Below are 25,269 nucleotides of genomic sequence, written 5' to 3' on the forward strand. Positions count from 1 at the left end.
ATCAATTGAGATAAATGAATTCCTTCAGGTTAAAAATGGTATGAGCAAAATCCTTCCACACAGTTCGGCTGTTCTTTTCCGTTAGTCTGGTCAGCAATTGATTCGCTTCCCTGATTTCATCTCCTGTTGCGGCCCTGCCAAAACAATTCTTATAGAGCCATTGAATTTTTTCCTCCCGGGTCTTCAATCCCTTTTTCTCCAATCGCTCTGCCAATCGCGCCGCTTCCTGCATAACAAAGGGATCATTCATCAGGATAAGCGATTGCGCCGGCACATTGGTCACTTCTCTTTTACCAAAACTGGTAAAGGGAATGGGACGATCAAAACTGGTCAGCATGGGATCCAGGAAATTCCGGCGAACCTCCAGGTAAACAGTTCTTCTGCCGCTGCCATCCAGTGGACCAGATTGAGCCGGTTTACCTCGTCCATTCATAAAGGAAGTAATATGCTGAGGAACGGGAGGACCATACATGGAAGTATCCAACCTGCCAGAAACAGCCAGCATCGCATCACGTATCGCCTCCGCTTCCAATCGCCGCAAAGGGAAATGAGATAACCAGGTATTAGCCGGATCTTTTTCCTTGCTGTCATTTACCGGTACGGTGGAGCGTTGAAACGTTTCCGATAATACGATCGTACGGATCAATTGTTTAACAGAATAATTATGCTGTTTAAAGGATAGACTCAGGTAATCCAGTAATGCAGGATGTGATGGAAGTTTTCCCTGCAATCCAAAATTATCAACAGTTTCCACAATTCCTTTTCCAAAGAGATGATGCCATATCCTGTTTACCATTACGCGGGTAGTAAGGGGATTGTTTTCTTCCAGCAAGGCTTCTGCCAATTGAAGGCGTCCGCTACCGGCTACATCCAGGTTGTTGGATCGAGTACCCAGGGCCGTTAGAAAAGTTCGGGGTACTTTTTCTGCTGACAACTCCTGGTAATTGCCACGTATGAAAACCGGACTGTTTTTACCAAAACCGTCAGTAACACCATAGAAGAACCGGAGAGAGTCGCGCAGAGCAAGCCGTAACCGGGATTCCTGCTCCAGAAGCGATTGTATGGAAGGATCAACTTTTAGCTTTTTGATCTGGCGATTCAATGCGGAAACTACCAGCCCCTTGTTGGCTGGTTCAATCCATTTTTTATTGTACGCAATAGCATAACGGGCATCCACATACGAATCAGGCCGCTGGACGAAAACATGATTTTCATAAACACCCGGCAGCAGTTCAATATACGCCTTATGGCCTTTCCATTGTCCTACATCAAATACATATTGTTTCCATTTGGTATCGCTTACCAGTTGTTCGATATTTCCATAAATCGGCCAGCGAATCAATTGGAAATTATCAATCACAATCCGGATCACGGACTCTCTTCCTGCTGCTTCCACACCAATAAAATTGGTTGATATGGTAAAGTCTGGCGAACGAAGCGCCCCATAGATACCAAGCGCCGTTTTCCTGCTGCTGGCCATTCCTTCCCGGATACCCATGAATTGGTATTGGTCATTAAATACGGGATCACCAAGAGTGGTCCTGCTACTAAAAGCCAGTCCATCTGCTTTCCAGCCTTCCAGATCGGTACCGGAAAAATTACCCAACACCTGGTATCCGGAATCAGCAGGAGATGCAGGCTGCTGGTTATTCGTTTGCAGCAGCACGTTAGCAGTGCCCGATTCCTGCAGCTGCTGGTGCGCCCATTGCCTTACCTGTTCCTGGATTTGTTGCAGGTTTTGGAGTATTTGTACTTTTGAGCCCTGGTTAACCGGTTGGGGACTGAACCGGGTGCCTTCCATAACGCCGTAAAAAGAATAATAATCTTTTGCTGAAATCGGATCAAACTTATGATCATGACAACGGGCACAACTAATGGTAAGGCCCAGGAAAGCCTTACCTGTTACATCTATCATGTTATCAATGCGATCCGCTTCATCTTTTCGGATATCAACCGGGCTGTGCGAGCCTTCCGCCATCGTTAAAAAAGCAGTTCCAAGGATGGATTCGTTTTCATTACCCGGACCGACTCTTGGTTTTGGCAATAAATCGCCGGCCAGTTGTTCTCTGACCAGTTGATCAAAAGGAATATCTGAATTAAAGGCCCGGATCAAATAATCGCGATAGCGCCAGACCTCCTGAATCTGATAATCAAATTCATGTCCGCGCGTTTCCGCATAACGGGCAATATCCATCCAATGGCGGGCCCATCTCTCTCCGAAACGGGGGGATTGCAAATAATAATCCACCATCTTTACGTAGGCATCCTCGTTCGTTTCAGTCAAAAAAAGCTGCTGCTCTTTTTCGGTTGGTGGTAATCCGGTTAGGAGAAAGGATACCCTGCGCAGGAGTGATTCGGGATTGGCTCGCGGAGCGGATTTGATTCCACGTTCATCCAGTTCTTGCTGAATGAAAAAATCAACCGCATTTTCTTTATATTTTTTTTCAAGCAGGCTGCTGTCAGGGGGAATAAAAGCCCAGTGAGGATCATAGGTGGCGCCCTGGTCGATCCACTTCTCCAGGATAGCCATTTCCTGTTGTGTAAGTTTCAAGTTGGATTCGGGTGTTGGCATTACCTGGTCCGGGTCTTTGTGATAAATGCGTTCCACCACCATGCTATTGGCAGCATGGCCGGGATCAATCGCACGACCGCCATTTTTCAATAAGGCTGTTGCCCCTTCATAGGTATCAAGCCGAAGGTTTGCTTTCCGGCTGCTTTCATCCGGACCATGACATAGATAACATTTTTGAACGAGGATGGGCTTTACATGGTAGTTAAAATCAACGGTATCCGGAATACCGGCTGAAGCATCCGTTCCGCATCTGCTAAACAGTGCAATGGAGATAAACAATCCTGCTACTACCCAGGTTGATTTTTGCCGAAAAAACCGGAAGCCCATAATGCAAATCGTTAGACTTCTAATTTAACCAATCCTCGCGGAGCTTCCGAATTCTGACTATATAAACCTGGCTGTTTTACGCATAGTGGAGAAAAAATTCCGCATTTTGGAGAATTTCCGCATTATAAAGTAAGCTTGCGGTCCCGCGCCAGAGTTTTCCACTCGCCTGAAATATTACCCTCTACCACAGTGAATGCTTTTTCATACAGTGCCACAGTGGGACAAATATGCCAGGGCAGACCAACCAATAGATCCCCAATTTGAAATGCATCTGTTTCTGTAGTAGTAAAGAAAAAATGTTCTTCACTGTGACCAACTGGCGTGAGTCCGGCTGCATTCAACCAATGCACTCGTTTATCCAGGCTGTTTTCAGATGCAATGGATTTATGCCCAAGATCGGTGGTAATACGGTTACCATCTGGCATGGAGACCACCCTGCTTAACACAACCGCCGCTGGAATAAAAGGGGTGTCAGATAATTTTTCGGAATAGGATTGATCCCAGTAAACAAAGGTACCCGGACTACAAACCAGGTCTGGATAACCAGCTAAAATTGGAAAGCTGGGCATACCGCCAGCTATTATTTCCACGTTTTTGCAGCCACGCTCCTGTAAAATTGATTTCATTTTCCATACGGGTGCGAAAGCAGCTTCCACACGTTGTTTTCTTACATGAGGATCAGGGTCGGAAATGTGTCCGTCGTAGGCATGTAATCCTTTTACGGTTATACCTTCCCGTTGATTAATATAAAGGTATAAATCCACAGCAGTATCATCCGGTTTCATTCCCGTGCGGTGCATCCCCACATCCAGATCAAGGTACACGGAGATGGACAACCGAAGAGTAGTTGCTTTCTCCAATAGTGCCTCAGCGCTGATTGCATTATCAACCAGGCAGGAAAATTGGGTATCAGGATAAACCTGCATGAGTTGCAGGAATCGATCGATTTTTGGTCCGACTGGCTGGTAAGCCAATAACACATCCGGCACTCCCTGCTGTGCCAGCATATCCGCTTCCGCGATGGTGGAACATTTGAATTGCTGAATGCCGGCTTGCAGCAGGAGTTGAGTCAGATCCGGCGACTTATGCGTTTTGGCGTGGGGTCTTAACCGTTTGACATCTCCAACCATCCGAATGGCTGTATCGATATTCTGTTTCACTCGTTCAGGGTAAACAACCAGGGCCGGAGAATCAATCATTCCCATGCCTTCAAATAAAAACCAAGGGGATTCCTGCTTCATATCCAGAAAGATAAGCCTTCACCATCGCTCCTGTTCAATTATCGAAAAAATTTAAAAATAGTAGTCTACTTATTTGATAGGATAAAAATAAGCACTAGTTTTACATTCTCTACAGTATTAATAGACTATTACCACTAATTCTGAGACGATTTGCCTTTTAGCTTAATAATGTATCCATTATACATTATTGGGATTTGCCACTTATTGTCAAAATTTAACCAGACCAGCAACCATGAACAAGATTTTTATCACACTATTGTTTATCATTTCGGGTTTTATAGCCACGGCACAAAGCCGGCTAACCGGAACCATCAAGGATGAAAAAGGGCAGCCCGTGGAAGCGGCCACTATTAAAATCAAAAACACTTCCCGCTCTACGGTGGCGGATGCAAAGGGGCATTTTACCTTAACAGGATTACCGCCCCTCCCTTTTACGCTGCAAATCAGTTCTGCCGGTTATGCTCCTGCAGAACTGCCTTTAAACCAGTTGAAGGATTCTTCCATTACCATCATCTTACTGGAGAATTCACAGCTTTCGAATGTAGTTATTACCTCCCGCCGCCGGGTGGAATCTGCCCAGGACGTACCGATTCCAATTTCAGTACTGGGAGGAGCCCAGGTGGAGGATGCCGGTGCCTTTAATGTAAACCGGTTAAAAGAACTGGTACCAACGGTACAATTATATTCTTCCAATCCGCGTAATACGACCTTAAACATAAGAGGTATTGGATCCACATTTGGATTGACCAATGATGGCATTGATCCGGGTGTAGGCTTTTATGTGGATGGTATGTATTATGCAAGGCCTGCAGCCACCACGCTTGACTTTATCGATATAGAGCAAATAGAAGTGTTAAGAGGTCCGCAAGGCACCTTATTCGGAAAAAACACAACTGCCGGAGCGTTTAATATTACTACCAAAGCGCCGAAATTCAAACCAGGTGCAAGCTTTGAAGTAAGTTATGGGAACTATGGTTTTGTTCAGGCAAAAGCATCGGTTACCGGAGGCATTTCCAAAAAATTAGCCGGGCGTATCTCCTTCTCCGGAACACAACGCAATGGGCTGATTGAAAATATTTCAACCGGAAGATCGGTAAACGATCTGAACAACATTGGGGTTCGCGGTCAATTACTGTATACGCCATCCGACAAGGTAAAAATCACATTTATAGGAGACATTACAGATCAAAAGCCGGATGGTTATGCACAGGTGGTAGCTGGTGTGGTAAAAACCCAGCGGGCTGGTTACCGGCAGTTTGACAGTATCATCGCAGACCTGGGTTATCAACTCCCCTCCCGCAATCCCTTTGACCGGATTGTGGATCATAATACTACCTGGAAATCAGGTAACCAGTTGGGAGGACTCTCTGTAAATGTGGATGCCAAAATCGGTGGTGGTACCCTTACTTCCACTACCGCCTGGCGCTATTGGAACTGGGACCCTTCCAATGACCGCGACTTTACTGGATTACCCGTACTAACACTCTCCCAGGCTACTTCCAAACACCAGCAATGGACCCAGGAAATTCGTTATGCGGGGGAATTTTCTTCCAGGCTGAGTGGAGTTGCCGGCGTGTTTTTAATTGGACAAGATCTAAAAACCGATCCTTTCCACATCGAAGAATCCGGAGCTGCTCAATGGCGGTTTTCGCAAAGCAGTACGAGTAATTTATGGCGCACACCCGGACTCTTTGAAGGCTATGGTATTCGAACCCGTTCCCGATTGGAAACCTTTGGCGCAGCGGCATTTGGTCAGTTAGACTGGGCGATAACAGAAAAACTGCATGTATTACCTGGTATTCGCTATAACTATGATCGGAAAAAAGTTGACTTTGACCGGCAAACCTATGGCGGACTTCAGACAGAAGACCCGGCGCTGCTGGCTTTGAAAAGAGCTGTTTACACCAACCAGGCATTCACCGCCGATGTGGATGAAAGTAATATATCCGGACAACTAACGGTGTCGTATAAGGTAAGAAATGATATCAATGCATTTGCAACCTATTCGTTGAGTTACAAACCGGTTGGCATCAACCTGGGTGGATTGCCGACCTCCAACGGAGAAGTATTGATTGAACTGGCCAGGATCAAACCGGAAAATGTAACCCATTATGAAGTAGGTTTGAAAACTTCTCCCAGCCGAAATTTTATTTTCAACATCGTAGCTCACCAGACCGATATAAAGGATTATCAGACACAGGTACAAACTGCGGAAGTGGGTGTAAATCGTGGTTATCTTGCCAATGCGGAAAAAGTAAGAGTTTGGGGAATTGAATCGGATGCGAACTATAAGATCAATGACCACCTGACATTGTACGCCAATCTCGCATATACGGAAGGCAGGTATCTCTCCTTTACAAATGCTCCTGTACCCCTGGAAGAAACCGGATCCTCCACCTCCTTCAAGAATGTTTCTAACGGTAGCCTCCCCGGGATCTCAAAATGGGCAGGATCAATAGGTGGCGAAATTCAATCCGCTGTCAAAAAAGTATTCAGTAAAGAAGGCCGTTATTTCCTGGCAATCGACAATTATTTCCGTACTGGTTTCTCTTCGAGCCCTTCTCCTTCAAAGTATCTGAACGTTCCCGGTTATGCGCTTTTTAATGCAAGAGTGGGCTATCGTTCGAGAGAAGGAATCAGCATTTTTCTCTGGGGCAGAAACCTGCTGAACAAAAATTACTTTGAGCAATTGCTTCCTGCCGCGGGAAATGCAGGGCACTATGCTGCCGTATTGGGAGACCAGCGAACTTATGGCGTCACGCTGCGGTACGCCATAAATTAATCAGCTTTAATTATTCCTGCATACAGCTGCTCAATCACTGATCTGATAACAGCATTGTACCCCTCGGCATACCGGGGGGTACAGCCATTGCTGATTACCACAATCCCCCATTTTTCGGCTGGATCAAAAAACATGGCACTGTACAATCCATAGGCGGAACCTGTATGCCCGACCAGCTCTTTGCCTGTTATTAATCGGGTTGTTTTTTCCAATGCCAGTCCATAATTCTCCTGGGCAGACAAAGGGGTTTGCATCAAGCGGCTATGCTTTTGAGAAATAAGCCGCTTTCTATTACTCTTTCCGTAATTCATATGCATCATCATATAACGGGCAAGGTCAATCGCAGAAATCTTCATACCACCGGTTGGTGAGAAAACAGGTGTGCTATATCCCATGGTATAGTTCCGGATCTCCTCACTGCGCGGCGCATAAGCCCCCGGAGAAGCGCGAAATCCGATGGTATCATTTACATATTCATAAATCGTGGCAAAACGACTGGCATCCAGTGAATCAATGCAATATCCGCCATATAAACCCAATGGATCCAGTATATGTTTTTTAACATACTGATCAAATCGCTCTCCACTATACTTTTCTATGATGGTACCAATCATATTAAAATTCAGATTGCAATACTGGTACCCTTCGCCGGGAGCATACGTATTATAACAACTATCTGCATTCGGATTTTTTGCCGGGTTGATAGCATCCAGGGTAAAATAGCCCTGACGGTCGTTGATGCTGGAACGATGAGATAATAAATGCTCCAGTGTAATCACTTTATCCGGATACCGGGGATTGCGCACCCTGAAACCAATCAGCTCACTTACGTCATCACTCAGTTTAAGCTTACGTGCCTCCACCAGTTGTAAAATAGCTGTAGCTGAAAAGGATTTGGAAATAGAAGCAATACGGAAAATATCCGTATTGCTTAATTGAGTTTTTGATTCGAGCTGCTTGTACCCAAAATTCTGACTGTAAACGAGCTTATTTTCTTTTACTACGGCAACCGCTATGCCTACTGCCTTGCCAGAATCAATCAGGTGTTGAATGGCAAGTTCCGCTTTTTCGATTTGCGCAACGGCCATGGCGGGAAGCAGTAAGAGGAGCAGGAATCTTATCATAATGTATGCATAGTTTTTAAAGTGAGACGTCAGACGTGAGATGTGAGAAGGGTCCAACTTCATAATTCATAATTCTTACTTCATAATTCTCATTTCCCACTTCTTTTGGCTTTTCGCTGGGCCGGCCATTCGCCCTGCTTGCCCGTTCTCGGATTGACCGGAAGTACGGCTTTTTCCCTGGAAGTTTTTTCAGGCTCTTCGCAGGCCATATACACCAATATAGCAGTCAGGATGGCATTCTTGCGCACATCGTCAAATACAATTTTATCATAAGTATCCCGATTGGTATGCCAGGTATAGGAACCGTAAGACCAGCTTTTGGAACTCAGTGAAAAACCAGGTGCACCTACTGCTACAAAAGAAGCATAATCCGATCCTCCACCACCGGGAGATCCTGGAAAACGGGTTTCGATTTCATTACGGATTTCTTCCGGCACTTTAGACAACCACCTGCCCAGATAATCATACGCATGTAAAAATCCTTGTCCCGATATATTCGCTACCCTTCCCGTTCCATTGTCCTGGTTGAACAATGCCTGCAGATTGGCTACAATCTCGGGATGATCTTCCACAAATGCCCGGGATCCATTCAGTCCCTGCTCCTCACTGCCCCAATGCCCTACCAGGATAGTTCTTTTCGGATTGGGATACACTTTTTTAAGAATGCGCATCGCTTCCATCATCACAATGGTGCCGGTTGCATTATCAGTGGCACCCGTGCCACCATCCCAGGAATCAAAATGGGCGGAGAGCATTACATATTCATTGGGTTTTTCTGTTCCCTTGATTTCAGCCATGGTGTTGAAAGTTGGTACAGTTCCCAACTCTTTGGAATCAGCGCGTACATTCAGTACCGTTTTAACGCCGGATTCAGTCAGGCGATAGAGCATGCCATAATCTTCCAGTGCCACATCAATCGTGGGAATTTTGGTGGTGTTGGCACCAAAGATTTTATTAACGCCGAAACCGGAAGACCAGTTGCTTAAAATAATGCCAGCTGCACCTGCATTCTCAATAGCCAGCGCCAATGCTTTGGCATTTAATCCGGTTTTACTGATTCGTTGTCTCCACGCAGCTGTTTGCGCTTCTCTTTCTTTTTTCATCTTTTCAAAGGAATCCGGAGTAGCCCATTCCTGCCAGTTGTAATCAGGGCGACCGGTAGGCTGTTTCATGGAAATCAGCACAAACTTGCCTTTTACATTGGGAAGCCATTTTTGAAAGGAGATGGAATCGGGTTGATCGGCCAGGATGATGGTTTCGCCTGTTACAGTTTTTCCTTTAGTACTAGGGCTCCAGGCCAGCTGCATTCCTTCCAGGGATTTCACTCTTGGTGATACCATGTCGATATGAGTGATGCCTCTCTCCCAGCCTCTCCATTCACCCCAGTTTTCCACTCTGGCATCAATGCCCCATTCCTTATACCTGGCAATGGCCCAATCGGCTGCATTTTTCATTTGTGGGGTACCCACCAGTCGCGGTCCGATACCATCCGTCAACTGGTGTGCCAGTACTTCCAATTGTGATTGTTCAGTAGCTTCCTTTACAATGGCTGCCACTACGAGGGAGTCATTTTTTTGTGCCCATACGGTGGTACTAATCAGAAAACAACCCGCTACCAGGGTTTGCTGCAGAAATCTCATGTTCGGTTAAGTGTTATTGTTAAGCCTTCAAGCTACGAAATATCCCGAACCTGCTTACTTTCACCCTACGAAAACTGGAATACATGCTGGATATAGTTATCGATTCAAGACAGGCCGCTATCAGCGAACATATCCGCGTAAAGCGTATTCTGCCCTTTCGCCAGCGCAGAATGGTAGGACCCTTTATTTTCATGGATCATGCCGGTCCGGTTACCTCAGCACCCTCCCCCATTTCCAAAATGGATGTGTTGCCACACCCGCATATCGGATTGTCTACTGTTAGTTATTTGCTGGGGGGCAAGGTGACCCATCGCGACAGCCTGGGCGTTGAACAGGTCATCGTTCCAGGTGAAGTGAACTGGATGACTGCTGGCAGGGGCATTGCCCATTCGGAGCGCTTTGAAGACCCCACCGTATTGCAAAAGGGCCAGCTCGAACTGATCCAGACCTGGGTGGCATTGCCAGAAAAAGAGGAAGAAGCAGACCCTGCTTTTGAAAATTTCAAACCTGAGCAATTGCCGGTTTTTACAGACACCGGTATCTGGATGCGACTGATCGCGGGAAATGCCTACGGATTACGCAATGAGGTGAAAACCTTATCGCCCCTCTTTTACCTGCATGTAGTACTGGAAGCCGGTACCCGTTTTGCCCTGCCACAGGAACACAGTGAACGGGGTGTTTATATTGTTCGGGGTGCACTGGAAACAGGCGGACAGTTGTATCGCGAGGGCCAACTGCTGGTGTTTACCAAAAAATCAGACCCGGTAATTTTGGCAAAAGAGAATTGCACCCTTATGGTGTTGGGAGGTGAGCCACTGGGCGATCGGTTTATCTGGTGGAATTTTGTATCCTCCCGTAAAGAACGAATTGAACAGGCAAAAGAAGACTGGAAACAGGGGCGGATCATCCTGCCACCAAATGACAACCATGAATATATTCCATTGCCAGAAGACAAATCAAAACCTGCAGGAGGACCCAATCCGGGACTACTTTCCTGATTCAATACTACAACCAATGTTTAGATTTTTTTTATGCAGCTTATTGTTAGTGGTAACACTTACAGCTTCTGCTCAGAAGGACACCATTCAGATTTATGTTTCAACCCATCTGGCCGACTCCAACACCTTTGAGATAACTATGGATTGGCCACTGAACCCAGCTGCAGTACAGGATATCAAACTGCCGGTATGGACTCCGGGTTATTATCAGCTCATGCCCTATTCCAAAGGAATTCAACGGTTATCTATAACCGATAAATCAGGCCGGCCGTTACAATGGCAAGTTACCGGTGATCATTCCTGGAGAATTGCCACAAAGAGGGAAAAACAAATACGCATCAGGTATCAATATAAAACAGAACGTTCGTTTGTTGCTACCAGTTATATTGATGATAAAAGAGCGTTTATTCGACCCACCAGTCTTTTTTTCTATGGCGATAACTACCTGGATCTTCCTGTAAAAATCAAGCTGGAACTGCGCCCTGGCTGGAACCGGGTGGCAACCGGGCTGGATTCGATTGCCCCGGAAACCTATGTTGCCAGTTCCATGGACCAGGTTTATGACAGTCCCCTGCTTATGGGTAAACTGACTGAGTTGCCATCCTTCTCATTAGAGGGGAAACAACATCGGTTTATTGGTTATGAGATGGGAAGTTTTGATGGAGCCCTGTTGATGAAGCAGCTAGAAAAAATCATTCTGGCAACAGGCCGGCTAATGGGTGAATACCCTTATAAACATTATACATTTATAGGAATCGGGCCAGGCAATGGTGGCATTGAACAACTCAACTCCACGGCCATCAGTTTTACCGGGGATGAATTCAATAAAGGAGGCAAAAGAACCCTGAGTTTTCTGGCGCATGAATATTTCCATCATTATAATGTGAAAAGAATACGACCAATTGAGCTGGGACCGTTCGACTATTCAAAAGCCAATCGCACTAATTCACTCTGGGTTAGCGAAGGACTGACGGTGTATTATGAAAGTATTCTGCTCTACCGTGCCGGACTTCTGAATCGCCAGGATGTGATCCGGCAATGGCAACAAATGATTGAACGATACGAAAACAATCCGGGACGTTTCAACCAAAGCCTCGCAGCCTCGAGCAGGGATACATGGGAGGATGGTCCGTTTGGTAAAAGAGGGGAAACCATCTCCTTTTATGAGAAAGGGCCGATCATAGGTTTGTTGCTTGATTTGGAAATCCGATCCTCGACTCAGAATAAAAAATCGCTGGATGATCTGATGCGGCATCTGTACTACACCTATTACAAAGCTGAAGGCCGGGGATTTACAGAAGCTGAGCTAAAAGCAGCTTGTGAGAAGATTGCGGGTAAAAATCTGGATGAACTCTTTTCCCTTATCTATACCACCAAACCAATTGATTACGGCACTTATTTTTCAAAAGCGGGACTGATTTTCCAACTGATTCCCAACCAGGCAAAACCTGAAAACAGGGTACAGTTTACAGAAAACCCTAATGCATCTGCTGCCGAAAAACAGATTTTAACTGTCTTCTTTCAGTAAATTTTCCGAATTCGTAAACCGGAGCGAAGGGGCCCATGGTAACTTTGCGCCATGAAAAAAACCGTTCTGTTCTGCCTTTTGCTGGCTCCCATTTTGGGGCTGGCTCAAAACAATACACTCCTACGGGCCGATTTCTGGAAAACGAATCCTGATCTTGCTGCTGTAAAAGCCGAAATCGCCAAAGGAAACAAACCTTCAGAAGCCAATGGAGGCAATTTTGATGTGGTGACCATGGCGATTAATAACAATGCAACTACTGAAATCATTAAATACCTGGTTTCACAGGATGGTAATGGAGTTGGAAAAAAAACACATGATGGCCGGATCTATTTGCATTGGGCGGCCTCCAGGGGAAACATCGAGGTGGTGAAGTACCTGCTGGAAAAGGGAGCTGATATCAATTTTGGGGATGACCGGGGTACCATTCCCCTGGTTTATGCACTGGCAAACGGGCAAACCAATACGGCTGTTTATGAGGTACTCTTTAAAGCGGGCAATAATCCCAAACAAAAATTCCAAAATGGCGCCAGCCTGTTGCTGCTTGGCATTGCCAATGATAAAGAGCTGGTGCTGTCTGAATACCTGGTAACTAAAGGCCTTTCCTATACTGATACAGATGATTTAGGCAGAACAGCTTTTGATTATGCAGCGCGTTCCGGCAACCTGGAACTCCTGAAAAAATTGAAAGCGAAGGGAGTGAAACACAGCAATCAGGCATTGCTCTTTGCAGCACAGGGCGGTCGCGGTGGAGCAGCCAAACAGGAAGTATATCAATACCTCGTGGAAGAGTTAAAAATTCCAGCAACCGCAGTGGGTGAAAACGACGAAACAATACTGCCCTACCTGGTACGTCGTCCCAATCAGCAGGAGACCATCCAGTATTTTCTGAATAAAGGAGTAGATATCAACAAAGCAGATAAAAAAGGAGAAACAGCGCTTACGCATGCGGTTCAATTCAGTACTGCTGAAATGGTTGGCTGGCTGCTAGATAAAGGGGCTTCGGTTGTGGTTAACAGTAAGGAAGGAAACCTGGGATATTACCTGTTGCAGTCGTATCGCAGTCCACGTGCAGGCGAAACACCAATTGATTTCACCAACAAGTTGAACCTGTTGATTGCTAAAGGTGTTAACCTGAATACTGCTCAACCGGATGGCAATACACTGTATCATCTGGCAGTAGCCAAAAACGACATTCAGCTGTTTCAATTACTGGCTCCCTTAAAAATCGACATCAATGCAAAAAACAAGGATGGCATGACAGCCCTGCACCGCGCAGCCCTCGTCGCAAAAGATGACCAGTTGTTGAAGTACCTGGTATCTATCGGAGCAAAGAAAGAGCTGCTCACCGAACTGGATGAAACAGCGTATGACCTGGCGAAAGAAAATGGATTTCTGAAAGAGAAAAAGGTAGGACTCGATTTTTTAAAATAAGTAATAACGATACATGAGATTATTTATAGTGAGTTTGGTAATGAGTTGCCTGACATGGAGCTCAACCGCCATTGCCCAGCAAACCAAATACAAATGTTTGTTACAAACCACCAGTTATACAGGTGAGGAAGCCTATATCGTAGTGTCCCTGATCAACCCGTCGGGTAACTATGATAAGACACTTTACATAATGGGACCGGATAAACAATGGTACAACAGTTTTAAGGAGTGGCATAAACAGCAAAGCAAAAAGAAGGAAAACCTGAGTGCAATAACAGGCGCTTCAGTTGCAGGTGGTGACCGGGCAAGTGCAACCTTTGTATTGGATGAAGGCCTCCTGAATAAAGGATATAAACTTCGATTTGAGAGTTCAGTGGAAGACCAGCAATATCATATGGTTGATGTGGAAATACCGATGACTACGGAAGCACTTACCCAAAAAACAGAAGGAAAGGGTTATATCCGGTTTGTCAAATTAAGTAAAGTTCAATAAGGGGATTCAATCGTTCGAATGACAGCTTCCATCTGGCGGACATCGCACCTGGCACTGGCAATTGTTTGCTCACTCTTCCTGCTGGTTGCCGCGGTAACCGGGGTGGTATTGGCGGTGGATGTCATCCGTGAAAAAAATCAGCCTTACAAAGCAGCAGGGTTTGAACAGATCAGGCTATCAGAATCCCTGCCGGCTTTAAAGGAAAAATATCCGGAACTGTTGCAGCTCAGCATAGACGCGCACGGATTTGTAAAAGCGGAAGGCTTTGATACAGCTGGTAATGAAATAAACGGATATGTTCACCCGAAAACTGGTGAACTACTGGGAGCCCCCCTTGTTCAGTCGGATTTTGTACAATGGAACCTGGCCCTTCACAGATCCCTGTTTTTGCAAGAAACCGGACGGTTTATAGTTGGTGTTGTTTCCTTTTTGTTGATGCTGATTGTGCTTTCCGGCACACTGCTGATCATTCAGCGACAAAAAGGCATCCGTCATTTTTTTGATCGCATGAGCCGTGATTTTACTGCTCAGTACTATCATGTGGTTGCAGGCAGGTTGTTATTGATTCCGCTGCTTTTACTCGCAGCAAGTGGCACGTATTTATTCCTGGTCAGATTTGAGTTGTTGACCAAAGAAACTTCTCCCGACACAAAAATTGTAGAACTAACGGAAACCACTATACGATCGTTGGCTGAGTTCCCGGTATTCCAGAAAACCCGGCTGGCGGATGTCGTAAAAATTGAATTTCCACTGGACAGTGATCCGGAGGAGTATTTTAAAATACAATTAAAGGATCGGGAATTAACGGTTCATCAATTTACCGGAGCGGTACTGCAGAAAAAAAAATACCCGTTGGTACAGGTTTGGGAAAGCATCAGTCTTGATCTGCATACCGGGAGAACCAATAGTATCTGGGCAATCGTGATTGGCATTGCCTCGCTGAATATTCTTTTCTTTATCTATTCGGGCTTCCGGATTACTCTTAGAAGACTGGGCGTTAAAACACAGAATCGCTATCAAGCAGAAGATGCCGAATTTATTTTACTGACGGGTTCTGAAAATGGCAGCACGCTTCGGTTTGCACAACAGGTACACCTGCAGCTATTGGCAAATGGGATAAAATCCTACCTGGCAGAAATGAATCGTTACCAGGCCTATCCATCCGCCAGGCAATTGCTGGTATTTACTTCTACCTACGGCTTGGGAGATGCGCCCAACAGTGCCCGGGTCTTTGAGAAGAAATTATATCAATATCCACAATTACAAGAAGTTGAATTTTCGGTTGTAGGTTTTGGTTCCCGCACCTATAAAGAATTTTGCGGTTATGCAGTACAGGTAGATGATTGGCTGGAACAGCAGTCATGGGCCAGAAGAAACCTACCCTTGTATAAGGTGAATGATAAATCCACCGAAGATTTTGTAAAATGGGTGAAGGCATGGGCTTCGAAAAACAGGATTGCACTGGTGGAGAGCCCGGTAAACTACGGCGGACAACCACCTGGTTTACAACAGTTACATATAATCGAAAAAACAACTGCAACTGAACAGGATCTGAATTTTAGTGTAACCCTGAAAATACCGCGGTCAGCTACTGTACGTTCCGGTGATTTGCTGGCCATCTATCCGGCAGGTGATGAACGGGAACGTCTTTACTCCATCGCAAGAATTGGCAAAAGGATGCAGTTGGTCGTGAAACTCCATACAAAAGGGCTGGGATCTCAATACCTGCACAACCTTAAAGTGGGCGAAAAAATCAAAGCGAGAATTATTCCCAATCCCTCTTTTCATTTGCCAGAAAAAGCTCCGGAAATTGCCTTGATTGCCAATGGTACCGGCATTGCGCCCTTTCTTGGTATGATTGCGGAAAACAAAGCCGGTCGGCCTTTGCATCTATATGCAGGATTCAGACACCGATATTCCTCTGTACAAGACTACAAGGCAATCTGTGATACGGCCATCCAAAAACAACAACTGAAAGCAGCTTCTTTAGCCTTTTCGAGGGAAGAACATCCCGCTTATGTGATGGATTTAATTCGGCGGGATGCAAGCTTTTTTGCCAGCCTGCTAGCTACCAAGGGAAGCATTCTGATTTGTGGCTCTTTGGCCATGCAGCAGGATGTGGAGCAGGTGCTGGATCAGATTTGCCAGGAAAAGAATGGCAAATCGCTCCATTACTACAAGGCATTGGGACAGGTACTGGCAGATTGCTATTAAATTGAATCGATGAAGAAATTCCTGCTTATTATATGTTTATGTTCCAGCTATCTTTCAACAACGGCACAGGTTGTACGCAAGCGAACGCTCACCTTAATGGGTAGCCGCTTTGATATTTCAATTGTTGCCGCAGACAGCAGTACGGCGGAAAAATATATCGATAAAGCGATTGCGGAAATTGATCGGATCGAGCAACTCATCTCTGATTGGATTCCCGGATCACAGGTGTCTGCAATCAACCGGATGGCAGGGATTCAACCGGTTAAAGTGGATCGGGAGCTACTGGAACTCACGCAACGGGCGCTGCAAATATCCGAATTAACAGATGGCGCTTTTGATATCAGCTTTGCTGCCATGGACCGGATCTGGAAATTCGATGGCAGTATGGAGCAGTTGCCGGATTCAGCTACTATTCAACAGGCCATAGCGAATATTGGTTACCGATCTATTCAACTGGATACTGTGAACAGTACCATTTATCTTTCACGTAAGGGAATGAAAATCGGTTTCGGAGCTACCGGTAAGGGCTATGCGGCCGATAAGGGGCGGGCACTGATGAAGGAACTGGGTGTTCCGGCAGGAATCATAAATGCTTCGGGAGATCTGACAACCTGGGGTAGCCAGCCAGATGGAAAAGCCTGGACCATCGGGGTAACCAATCCTTTCAAACGATCCAAACCGGCAGCCATTTTAAAGATGCATAACGGAGCGGTTACTACTTCGGGTGATTATGAAAAATATGTGGAGATTGATGGAAAACGGTATTCCCATATCATCAATCCCAAAACAGGCATGCCGAGTTATGGGCTCACCAGTGTAACAGTAATTGGTCCGGATGCAGAAAACTGCAATGGATTCAGTACCGCCATCATGGTATTGGGAAAGAAAAAGGGACTCCGGTTAATCAACGAACATCCGGTATATGCTTGTCTCCTATTGACAACAAAGGGGAAAAAGCACAAGTCGCGAAATTTCAAAAAAGTATTGAGCACTATTTCTTCAATTCCAGGTAGCGAAAGGCAGCATGCCATTCAAGCCCAGCAGTAAGCAGAACTGTGCAAGAAAAACAAGCACCCAAAAATCAAACTTTTTAAACGGATTCCCAGGCTGCCTCCAATACCGGAAGATTGAGAATGCACAGGAAATTGGTAATGCGAAACTAGCTGCATACAGAAGGACAGTTGCCATATTCATATCTCCCAGATAGATTATTCCTTTACTTGCAGCCAGTAAGCCGCCAATAACCAGCAACCATACAGCATAATACGAAAAGGAATATGCTTGCTGTTGAAATAAAGCCGGACTTTTAATTAACTGTATGGTTCCGAGTAAAAGCAGTAACACCAAACTTAATAGTCCCATACATATACTAATCATTGGAAGGATGATTTGTATTCCATTTACCTTTTTCAATGTCTGCGTACCGGTGGTGAGAAATTTTTCCCTTGCATCATTTTCATAAAACAAATGTGAATATCCAACTTTACCATCCGTAATAAATAGGCGATTGTCATTGGTCAATAGTGGTATTGCTTTTTTCTGAAAAGGTTTAATAGAAAGTGTACCCTTATCCATTGACACATTGGTAAAGGAACTGATTCGTTCCAACAACTGAAAGGGTTCAACTTTAGGGATTACAGGAGCATAATAGCCGACCCATTTTTTACTGGCCTTTCTTGGATGAATAGATGCCATGGTTGGGAGAATCTCGGAATCCATGCTCAATCCTGCAATCAGCATTCTATTTAATTGTTCATAGTCTGCCGACTCACTATCCATATTACATGCGATAAAAAAACCTTTACCCTGCTTTGGAAAAACATACAACATAGCCTTATAGCCAATAATATTTCCGGAATGTGCGATGCCAACTACACCGTGCCGGTCTCTTGAAACTGCCCCCAAAGCATACCCATTTGGTAATCCATTTACTGCTGCGATGGTTTGTGTCTGTTTCCCTATCTGGTCTATCAGATCACTTAGAATGAATTGCTCACCGTTTATAACACCTTTGTTTAGCAGCAATTTAATAATGCAAACCATGTCTTCACCGGTGGTGGTAAATTGGCCAGCCGGACGAAGAAAGATTGGCATGGCAGGTGCCATTTCGCCATTATCAAAATGTCCCATAGCCAGCTCCGAAACTGCTTCAGCACCAGTTTGTGAATAAAACTGAAAACTGCTCTGTTGCATGCCCAATGGTTTCAGCAGTACGCTGTCTAAATAGGGCTCGTATCTTTCTTTGGCTATTGCTTCGATTACCATTCCCAATAGAGTATAGCCCATATTAGAATAGGAGAAAACACTACCAGGTTTGGAATAAATTTTCAATACTGCAGGATTGCTTCGATAAAAAGATTCCAATGGCGTATCAGGAGTTGATCCGGTACTAAAAAAATGCCAGAGCCGTAAATCACTCAATCCGGAAGTATGATCCAATAAGTGGCGGATGGTTATGGGTTGTTCCTTTTCCCATAGGTTATCAAAAGGCAATCCAGGAAGATATTGATGCACCGGATCATCCAGCTTCAGTTTATTTTCAGTTGCCATCCGCAAAACACCCAGGGCTAGTATAGTTTTCGTAATAGAACCGACATGAACTTTTTCCTGTCCAGTCATTTTCTCCCCTGTGTGCATATTTTTAACTCCCATTCCCAATACCTGTACCGAATCGGCATTAAGAACAGAAATGACAGCTCCGCTTATTTTTTCGGCTGCAAGTATTTCCTTCAGGTGATTTTCGATAGCCATTGAAACAACCTGAGCGGAGGCACCGATGGGTTGTAAATGAAGAATCCAAACCAGTAGAATAATGATATATCTCACTATATAAATATATAATACCACAGTCTTTCAAGAAATTATCCTAAGGTAAGAACTCAAAGCTGCCGTTAATAAATTATTAGCCTTCTATTAATTTAGTATTACTAAACATATTTTTAGTATTTATTACTAGATTTAAGTAGTTTTTATCATCAACCCATCGCAATCAATATGGACAATCGTCGTGAATTCCTCCGCAAAGCTGCATTGCTTACAGGTACCGCAGGCATTGCAAACAGCCTGCCTGCCTCCATCCAGAAAGCCTTCGCCATTAATCCGGCTCCGGGGTCAACCTACCTGGATGCAGAGCACATCGTTTTTCTGATGCAGGAAAACCGGTCCTTTGACCATTGTTATGGAACCCTTCAGGGTGTGAGAGGATTTAATGATCCCAGGGCGATCACCCTGCGCAATAAAAATAAAGTGTGGGCACAAACTGATGCCAACGGTAATACCTACACGCCTTTCCGGCACGACCTGAAAGACAGCAAAATCACCTGGCTGGGCTCCCTTCCGCATGGATGGAACGATATGACTGAAGCCCGGAATGAAGGGCATCACGACAATTGGCTGGAAGCCAAAAAACCAGGCAGAAAGGAATGCCAGGGGATGCCCCTGACCATGGGCTATTTTGACCGCCGCGATATCCCGTTCTACTATGCATTGGCAGATGCATTTACGGTTTGCGATCAGCATTTCTGTTCCTCCTTAACAGGCACAACTCCTAACCGGCTTCATTTCTGGACTGGAACCATCCGGGAAAAACATGATCCGAATGTCATAGCCAATGTATATAATTCAGATGTCGATTACGGAAAAGAAGCTACCTGGAAAACCTTTCCGGAATACCTGGAGGATAACGGTGTAACCTGGAAAATCTATCAGAATGAAGTGAGCCTTGAATCCGGCTTTGAGGGAGAAGAAGAAGACTGGCTCGCCAACTTTACTGACAACCCGATTGAATGGTTCAGGCAGTACCAGATCCGTTTTGCTTATGGGCACCGGCAATTCCTTCCGAAAGCTGTTCAGCTACTACCTGGGAAAATAAAAGAAATGCAGGATAAAATCGCAGCCACTCCTGCTACTGATCCAGGCTTACCCCGCCTGAAGAGGCAATTGGAAGGACTTGAAAAAGGATATGCTTATGCACAAAAAGCGGTCAAGGAATATACCCAGGAAAATTATGATCGCCTGAGCCAGCGGGAAAAAAACCTGCACGAAAAAGCGTTTAGCGATAACCGTAAGGACCCTGATTACCGGAGCCTGGAAACCATCACCTACGATGACAATGGTACAACCAGGTCTATGAAAATACCCAAAGGAGATATACTGTATCAGTTTAGGGAAGATGTAAAAACAGGAAATCTCCCAACTGTTTCCTGGGTAGTAGCGCCCTCCAATTTTTCCGACCATCCCGGTTCCCCCTGGTATGGTGCCTGGTACCTGAGTGAAGTAATGGACATTCTAACTCAGAATCCGGAAGTATGGAAGAAAACCATTTTCATCTTAAACTATGATGAAAATGACGGGTATTACGATCACGTTCCTCCTTTTGTGCCACCGAATCCATACCAGCCAAACAGCGGTAAAGCTTCCGAAGGGATTAATTGTGAAGAAGAATATGTTCACAAATCTCAGGCCTGGATGAAAGACCCTTCCAAAGCCAAACACCTGGAAGGGCCTATTGGACTCGGTTTCAGGGTTCCAATGGTTATAGCCTCTCCCTGGTCAAGGGGCGGCTGGGTGAATTCGGAAGTATGCGACCTCACCTCTCCCATTCAGTTCCTGGAACATTTCCTTTCACACAAAACAGGAAAAAAAATCTATTCAGAGGAGGTAACTGCTTTCCGCCGGACTGTATGCGGCGACCTAACTTCGGTATTCCGTCCTTACAATGGGGAAACATTAAAAGCACCGGAATCTGTGGACCGGATCAGCTACCTAGAAAGTATTCATAAAGCTCAGTTTAAAGAAATGCCGAAAGGATTTCATAAACTATCAGCTGCAGAACTGGCCGCACTGAATGCTGACCCAATGGCCTCCCCACATGTACCCGTACAGGAAAAAGGAACCAGACCGGCTACTCCTATTCCTTATCAGTTGTACGTGAATGGGAACTTCAACAATGGCCAGTTAGAGCTGACATTTGAAAACAGGAAAGATCAGTTTGGAAACAAAACAAGCGGCGCACCATTTATTGCGTACGATGCAATAACCAATGTGCCACCTCGAAATTATGTAGTGAAAGCAGGTGATCGCTTAACAGATGAATGGAAACCCTCATCCGGTGCTATTCATGTAAGAGTTCATGGACCAAATGGTTTTTACCGTGAATTCAAAGATGGAACTGCGAATCCGGGGCTCGAAGTACGCCTCACTTATGAAGAGCGCAAAGGCAGTAAGCAGCTAACTGGCAATGTGGTTGTGATGATGAAAAATTCATCTTCACGGTCACAGGTAGTCGAAATTACCGATCCCAGTTATAAAGCAGCCCCGGTTACTAAAAGCATTGCAGCCGGAAAAGCAGCCAGCGTAGTGATAGACCTTAGTAAAAATCAAAACTGGTACGATCTGCTTGTGCGTATTAAAGGAAATAGCAGCTTTGAACAGCGTTTTGCCGGACACGTAGAAAACGGACAGATCAGCACTACCGATCCTTTGATGGGAGGCGTGGTTTGATCAGGACGGCAGGGAAGAAATTTTTACTGAAGTCATGGTTAGTGAACCTCCAACCAACTGATCATTAAAAAAATCAATTGTATCTGCAGGTCCCTGTAATGCCAGTGAATATAGCAATGGTAAATAATGTTCAGGAGTTGGAATAGCAAGCTGTGCTTCTCTTCCAAGCGAACCGTATTCCATCAAAGCCTTATGATTGCCTGAAACAATAAGAGATTTAAACTGTTCATTGGCTGCAATTGCCCAATCATATCCAAATCCGGGATCATCGAGCCGGTTCCAGGCAACCATTCGAAGATTATGTACCATATTTCCACTACCTACAATCAGAACGCCTTTTTTGCGCAAGGCAACCAATTCCCTTGCCAGTTCATAATGAAACTGTCCGCCTTTGGTATAATCAATACTTAACTGTAGAACCGGAATGTTGGCATCCGGATACATATGCCGGATAATTGTCCAGGTACCATGGTCCAACCCCCAGTCGTGGTCCAGTTCTACCTGAGTAGTAGTAATCAAATTCGCTGTTTCCTTTGCAAGTTCCGGGTAACCGGGTGCCGGGTATTGAACAGCAAATAATTCATCCGGAAAACCACCAAAATCATGAATGGTTCTGGGAAAATCCATTGCCGTAATTTTAGTACCCCTGGTAAACCAGTGTGCTGAAATCACCAGTACTGCTTTAGGTGTGGGAATTTCGGTTGCCATTTTGGTCCAGCGGCGACTGAATTCCGTATCCTGGATGCCGTTCATGGGAGATCCGTGTCCGATGAACAGGACCGGCATCAAAAAATCCTGATCCGGAAGTGTGGAAGTGAAATTTCGGAAGGCCGAAAAACCAGCTATTGACATGATTCCAGTTGTTACTGATTGAATAAATAATTTTCTGTTCACAGGTAACTTTCAAACAAAATTACTGTTGAACACATGCTTCACCCAATGCGTTTGGTCAAGAAAAAGGGTTGATATTAATCAAGAGGACGGGTAATATTATATTCCACTTCTACCAATTCCAAGTCGCCGTACTGAAATTTGCCATCCGGACGATCATACCACAAACCGGCCCTGGTACCCAATCTATAACCATTAAGTTCCTTATAATCAGAAACTGGGGTTAACCATGGATAATTCTTGTAGGTTTTGCCATCTGTTTCAAATCTGTCATTTGAAATAAAATTAACCAACTGACCTTCTGCTGTAAAATACAAACTGGCGCTTACAGTAAAAGGAGGATTGGTAAAGCGCGCAATAACCACTGTATCATTTACCTGCTCCCATTGAATACGTTTATCAATCAGGGCAGCCGGGGCAATAAAACAAAAATCATTTAATACCGTAACAGTTTCGGCCTGTTTGAGTTGATCTCCTTTTGCATCAATAATAGGAAACCAGTTTAGCAACTTAACATTGAAAACTGCTCCGGAAGTATCATAGCTATGAATACCAGACACCGGCACTCCGGCTTTGGTTGCCGTAAACCGAAAAAAGCGGGATGGTTCTTCGGTGAAATTATATTGGAGGGTTTTCATTGGCATGTAGGAATCATCCGGATTGGAACGCATACCGCCTTTAAACACGGCCCTGAAATTGAAAACCTTTGGCTTCCCAACTGAATTCGTGTAACTGAGATATTGTTGTACGATTAAGGGCAAATGCACCAAATCTGCTTCTGTAATGAGTTGCGAACTGTTTGTTGCATTTATTTTTAATCTTGATTCCACCAATGTATCGAACCTTTTCAGCATCCGAAAAACTCCGAATTCCACCAATACTATTATCAGCAGAAGCAGGTTTATGATGGTTCCAAAGCGGGCTTCTTTCCAATCAGAAAAGATAAGCCACTGTGAGATCAATATTGCCACGCCTCCTGCAAACCAGGCATAGTTAGCAGCACTAAAATACAGGTAGGCAAAAAGCAGTAGTAAAACTCCGGCTACAACCCAGAGCCATCCAAATTGTGGCGACTTACGTAAACCCAGGAAATGAATTCCGGCATGAAGCAGTATCAACACCAGGAATAAAATTTTCATATTGGAATTTACTACATTCCTTCAACATCTATCTTAAAGCGCGGCCCAATCCAGTCACTTTATCAATCCATTTTTTTCTCAATTCGGGGGAAGAAGTTTTTATAATTCCAATAAAGGTCAGTTTTACAGGTTCAATCCCACAAAACATCAGGACAGAATTTTTCAACTGGTTTACACTGGGCCTTCCGAATACCAGACGGTAGTACCAACCGGGCTGATCAAGTGTAGTAATAATATGGGCAGATTTTCCCTTCAAAAGCTTATCCCACCAAACAGAATTGGGGCGATACCGAAAAGCCATTCCTGGTAAAAAAAGACGGTCAATAAACCCTTTGGTAATGGCGGGCAACCCACCCCACCAGACAGGATGCACCCACACCAGGTGTTCCGCCCATTGAATCAGCTTCCATGCTTCCAGTAAATCAGGCTCCAGTTCAATTCGTTTCTGGTAGCCATACGCCAGATTCGGATTGAAGTTTAACTCACCAATATTGATTCTTTTAACTTCTGCCCCTGTTTTTGTAGCACCAGCAACATATGCATCAGCCAGGACCTGATTGAACGAGTCCTTATTCGGATGTCCATTAATTACCAGAATTCGCTTCATCTCATTTGGATTATAGTCAATTGAAGATTTGTAGTACCCAAAACTAGAGACTGAGCGAATTATAAAAAAGGACAAATGTCTATAAAACAAACTCCTTTCGAATCCTGCTTAAATGTCGCTGGGTAATTCCAAGATAGGAAGCGAGATATTGTAACGGAATTTTTTGAACATATTCCGGCTGGTTCTGTAAAAGATCCTCATACCGTTGCAAAGCAGTAGTTTTCTGCAACTGGAAGATGCGTTTTTCCAATTCAATATATTGAAGCTCTGCTATTTCTTTTAAAAATTTAGTCCAATTCAAACTATCGTTGGAAAGCTTGTTCAATTCCTGTTTGGAAAATACCAGTAGTTCTACTTCAGAAATTGCCTGTAAATTTTCATCGGTTTTATTTCCGGTAATAAAAGATGAATAGGCCGCAATCATGTCATTTGGAAACCTGAAACAATAAGTAATTTCTTCTCCTGTGTTAGTTGTATAATAGGAGCGTATAAGTCCCGATACTAAAAAACCAACCTCTATACTAACCTGCCCCTCCCGTATAAAAAAATCGCCTTTTTTCAATTTTTGGAAACGCACAAAGGCAAGCAAAGACTGAATATCTTCTTCACTCAAATGGCCAACCATTTCTAAATATTGCCGCAAAGCTTTCATTAAATAAATATACAAAGCATACAATCCGAAACACCGCTCTTTAATTGGCTCCCTGTATCTCACTAAGTAAATCTTTCCAGATAGAAGCAGCAAATCGCTCCTGGAAAATACCAGAATGTCCGATTGAT

The 25,269-nt window shown here is 44.6% G+C and carries 17 protein-coding genes; 8 read left to right on the forward strand and 9 right to left on the reverse strand.

Features of this window, described 5'->3' with window-relative positions:
* Position 1 precedes the first annotated feature (1 nt).
* Both L0U88_RS02775 and L0U88_RS02780 read right to left on the reverse strand, forming a co-directional pair.
* Positions 2–2,899: a PSD1 and planctomycete cytochrome C domain-containing protein gene (locus L0U88_RS02775; RefSeq protein WP_234864081.1), complete on the reverse strand. Its 2,898-nt coding sequence runs from the start codon at positions 2,897–2,899 to the stop codon at positions 2–4.
* Positions 2,900–3,021: 122 nt separating this feature from the next.
* A complete protein-coding gene (locus L0U88_RS02780) occupies positions 3,022–4,140 on the reverse strand; it encodes a D-TA family PLP-dependent enzyme (RefSeq protein WP_234864082.1) in 1,119 nt (372 codons plus the stop codon).
* A 232-nt stretch (positions 4,141–4,372) separates the two neighbouring features.
* Between L0U88_RS02780 and L0U88_RS02785 the strand changes: the two genes are divergently transcribed.
* Positions 4,373–6,922: a TonB-dependent receptor gene (locus tag L0U88_RS02785; RefSeq protein ID WP_234864083.1), complete on the forward strand. Its 2,550-nt coding sequence runs from the start codon at positions 4,373–4,375 to the stop codon at positions 6,920–6,922.
* On the opposite strand, the gene L0U88_RS02790 is transcribed toward L0U88_RS02785, so the two are convergent.
* The gene (locus L0U88_RS02790) at positions 6,919–8,046 is read right to left on the reverse strand and encodes a serine hydrolase domain-containing protein (protein ID WP_234864084.1); all 1,128 of its coding nucleotides are present in this window, start codon (positions 8,044–8,046) and stop codon (positions 6,919–6,921) included. The two genes, L0U88_RS02785 and L0U88_RS02790, sit on opposite strands and share 4 nt — an antisense overlap.
* An 89-nt stretch (positions 8,047–8,135) precedes the next feature.
* Complete coding sequence (locus L0U88_RS02795; protein WP_234864085.1) at positions 8,136–9,686, reverse strand: M20/M25/M40 family metallo-hydrolase; 1,551 nt, start codon at positions 9,684–9,686, stop codon at positions 8,136–8,138.
* Positions 9,687–9,769: 83 nt separating this feature from the next.
* On the opposite strand from L0U88_RS02795, the gene L0U88_RS02800 reads away from it, so the two are divergent.
* Genes L0U88_RS02800 through L0U88_RS02825 form a run of 6 tightly spaced genes read left to right on the forward strand, consistent with a single transcriptional unit; the run spans position 9,770 to position 17,397 of the window.
* Complete coding sequence (locus tag L0U88_RS02800) at positions 9,770–10,684, forward strand: pirin family protein (RefSeq protein WP_234864086.1); 915 nt, start codon at positions 9,770–9,772, stop codon at positions 10,682–10,684.
* A gap of 16 nt (positions 10,685–10,700) precedes the next feature.
* The gene (locus L0U88_RS02805) at positions 10,701–12,212 is read left to right on the forward strand and encodes a M61 family metallopeptidase (RefSeq protein ID WP_234864087.1); all 1,512 of its coding nucleotides are present in this window, start codon (positions 10,701–10,703) and stop codon (positions 12,210–12,212) included.
* Positions 12,213–12,263: 51 nt separating this feature from the next.
* A complete protein-coding gene (locus L0U88_RS02810; RefSeq protein WP_234864088.1) occupies positions 12,264–13,643 on the forward strand; it encodes an ankyrin repeat domain-containing protein in 1,380 nt (459 codons plus the stop codon).
* 13 nt (positions 13,644–13,656) lie between these two features.
* Positions 13,657–14,136: a DUF2271 domain-containing protein gene (locus L0U88_RS02815; protein WP_234864089.1), complete on the forward strand. Its 480-nt coding sequence runs from the start codon at positions 13,657–13,659 to the stop codon at positions 14,134–14,136.
* 18 nt (positions 14,137–14,154) lie between these two features.
* Positions 14,155–16,350, forward strand: coding sequence for a PepSY domain-containing protein (locus tag L0U88_RS02820; protein WP_234864090.1), 2,196 nt, complete (start codon positions 14,155–14,157; stop codon positions 16,348–16,350).
* Positions 16,351–16,359: 9 nt separating this feature from the next.
* A complete protein-coding gene (locus L0U88_RS02825; RefSeq protein WP_234864091.1) occupies positions 16,360–17,397 on the forward strand; it encodes an FAD:protein FMN transferase in 1,038 nt (345 codons plus the stop codon).
* Here the strand turns inward: L0U88_RS02825 and L0U88_RS02830 are convergent.
* Entirely contained in the window at positions 17,350–19,176 is a 1,827-nt protein-coding gene (locus tag L0U88_RS02830) for a serine hydrolase domain-containing protein (protein WP_234864092.1), read from the reverse strand. The two genes, L0U88_RS02825 and L0U88_RS02830, sit on opposite strands and share 48 nt — an antisense overlap.
* A gap of 168 nt (positions 19,177–19,344) precedes the next feature.
* Between L0U88_RS02830 and L0U88_RS02835 the strand changes: the two genes are divergently transcribed.
* Entirely contained in the window at positions 19,345–21,852 is a 2,508-nt protein-coding gene (locus tag L0U88_RS02835) for a phosphocholine-specific phospholipase C (protein WP_234864093.1), read from the forward strand.
* Here the strand turns inward: L0U88_RS02835 and ygiD are convergent, their stop codons facing one another.
* The 4 genes from ygiD to L0U88_RS02855 form a co-directional block, all read right to left on the reverse strand.
* Positions 21,853–22,704 (reverse strand): 4,5-DOPA-extradiol-dioxygenase, encoded by an 852-nt coding sequence (gene ygiD / locus L0U88_RS02840; RefSeq protein WP_234864094.1) that lies wholly within the window; start codon positions 22,702–22,704, stop codon positions 21,853–21,855. It lies immediately after the preceding gene.
* A gap of 116 nt (positions 22,705–22,820) precedes the next feature.
* Positions 22,821–23,882: a DUF6544 family protein gene (locus L0U88_RS02845; RefSeq protein ID WP_234864095.1), complete on the reverse strand. Its 1,062-nt coding sequence runs from the start codon at positions 23,880–23,882 to the stop codon at positions 22,821–22,823.
* 28 nt (positions 23,883–23,910) lie between these two features.
* Complete coding sequence (locus L0U88_RS02850) at positions 23,911–24,489, reverse strand: NAD(P)H-dependent oxidoreductase (RefSeq protein WP_234864096.1); 579 nt, start codon at positions 24,487–24,489, stop codon at positions 23,911–23,913.
* 79 nt (positions 24,490–24,568) lie between these two features.
* Complete coding sequence (locus L0U88_RS02855) at positions 24,569–25,141, reverse strand: Crp/Fnr family transcriptional regulator (protein ID WP_234864097.1); 573 nt, start codon at positions 25,139–25,141, stop codon at positions 24,569–24,571.
* Positions 25,142–25,269 lie beyond the last annotated feature (128 nt).

The sequence above is a fragment of the Flavihumibacter fluminis genome (assembly GCF_021491375.1).
In the GTDB taxonomy this organism is placed as follows: Bacteria; Bacteroidota; Bacteroidia; order Chitinophagales; family Chitinophagaceae; genus Flavihumibacter; species Flavihumibacter fluminis.

Coding starts and splice junctions, on each gene's coding strand:
- L0U88_RS02775 (WP_234864081.1), bottom strand. CDS start 2,899: ATGGGCTTCCGGTTTTTTCGGCAAAAATCAACCTGGGTAGTAGCAGGA.
- L0U88_RS02780 (WP_234864082.1), bottom strand. CDS start 4,140: ATGAAGCAGGAATCCCCTTGGTTTTTATTTGAAGGCATGGGAATGATT.
- L0U88_RS02785 (WP_234864083.1), top strand. CDS start 4,373: ATGAACAAGATTTTTATCACACTATTGTTTATCATTTCGGGTTTTATA.
- L0U88_RS02790 (WP_234864084.1), bottom strand. CDS start 8,046: ATGATAAGATTCCTGCTCCTCTTACTGCTTCCCGCCATGGCCGTTGCG.
- L0U88_RS02795 (WP_234864085.1), bottom strand. CDS start 9,686: ATGAGATTTCTGCAGCAAACCCTGGTAGCGGGTTGTTTTCTGATTAGT.
- L0U88_RS02800 (WP_234864086.1), top strand. CDS start 9,770: ATGCTGGATATAGTTATCGATTCAAGACAGGCCGCTATCAGCGAACAT.
- L0U88_RS02805 (WP_234864087.1), top strand. CDS start 10,701: ATGTTTAGATTTTTTTTATGCAGCTTATTGTTAGTGGTAACACTTACA.
- L0U88_RS02810 (WP_234864088.1), top strand. CDS start 12,264: ATGAAAAAAACCGTTCTGTTCTGCCTTTTGCTGGCTCCCATTTTGGGG.
- L0U88_RS02815 (WP_234864089.1), top strand. CDS start 13,657: ATGAGATTATTTATAGTGAGTTTGGTAATGAGTTGCCTGACATGGAGC.
- L0U88_RS02820 (WP_234864090.1), top strand. CDS start 14,155: ATGACAGCTTCCATCTGGCGGACATCGCACCTGGCACTGGCAATTGTT.
- L0U88_RS02825 (WP_234864091.1), top strand. CDS start 16,360: ATGAAGAAATTCCTGCTTATTATATGTTTATGTTCCAGCTATCTTTCA.
- L0U88_RS02835 (WP_234864093.1), top strand. CDS start 19,345: ATGGACAATCGTCGTGAATTCCTCCGCAAAGCTGCATTGCTTACAGGT.
- ygiD (WP_234864094.1), bottom strand. CDS start 22,704: ATGTCAATAGCTGGTTTTTCGGCCTTCCGAAATTTCACTTCCACACTT.
- L0U88_RS02845 (WP_234864095.1), bottom strand. CDS start 23,882: ATGAAAATTTTATTCCTGGTGTTGATACTGCTTCATGCCGGAATTCAT.
- L0U88_RS02850 (WP_234864096.1), bottom strand. CDS start 24,489: ATGAAGCGAATTCTGGTAATTAATGGACATCCGAATAAGGACTCGTTC.
- L0U88_RS02855 (WP_234864097.1), bottom strand. CDS start 25,141: ATGAAAGCTTTGCGGCAATATTTAGAAATGGTTGGCCATTTGAGTGAA.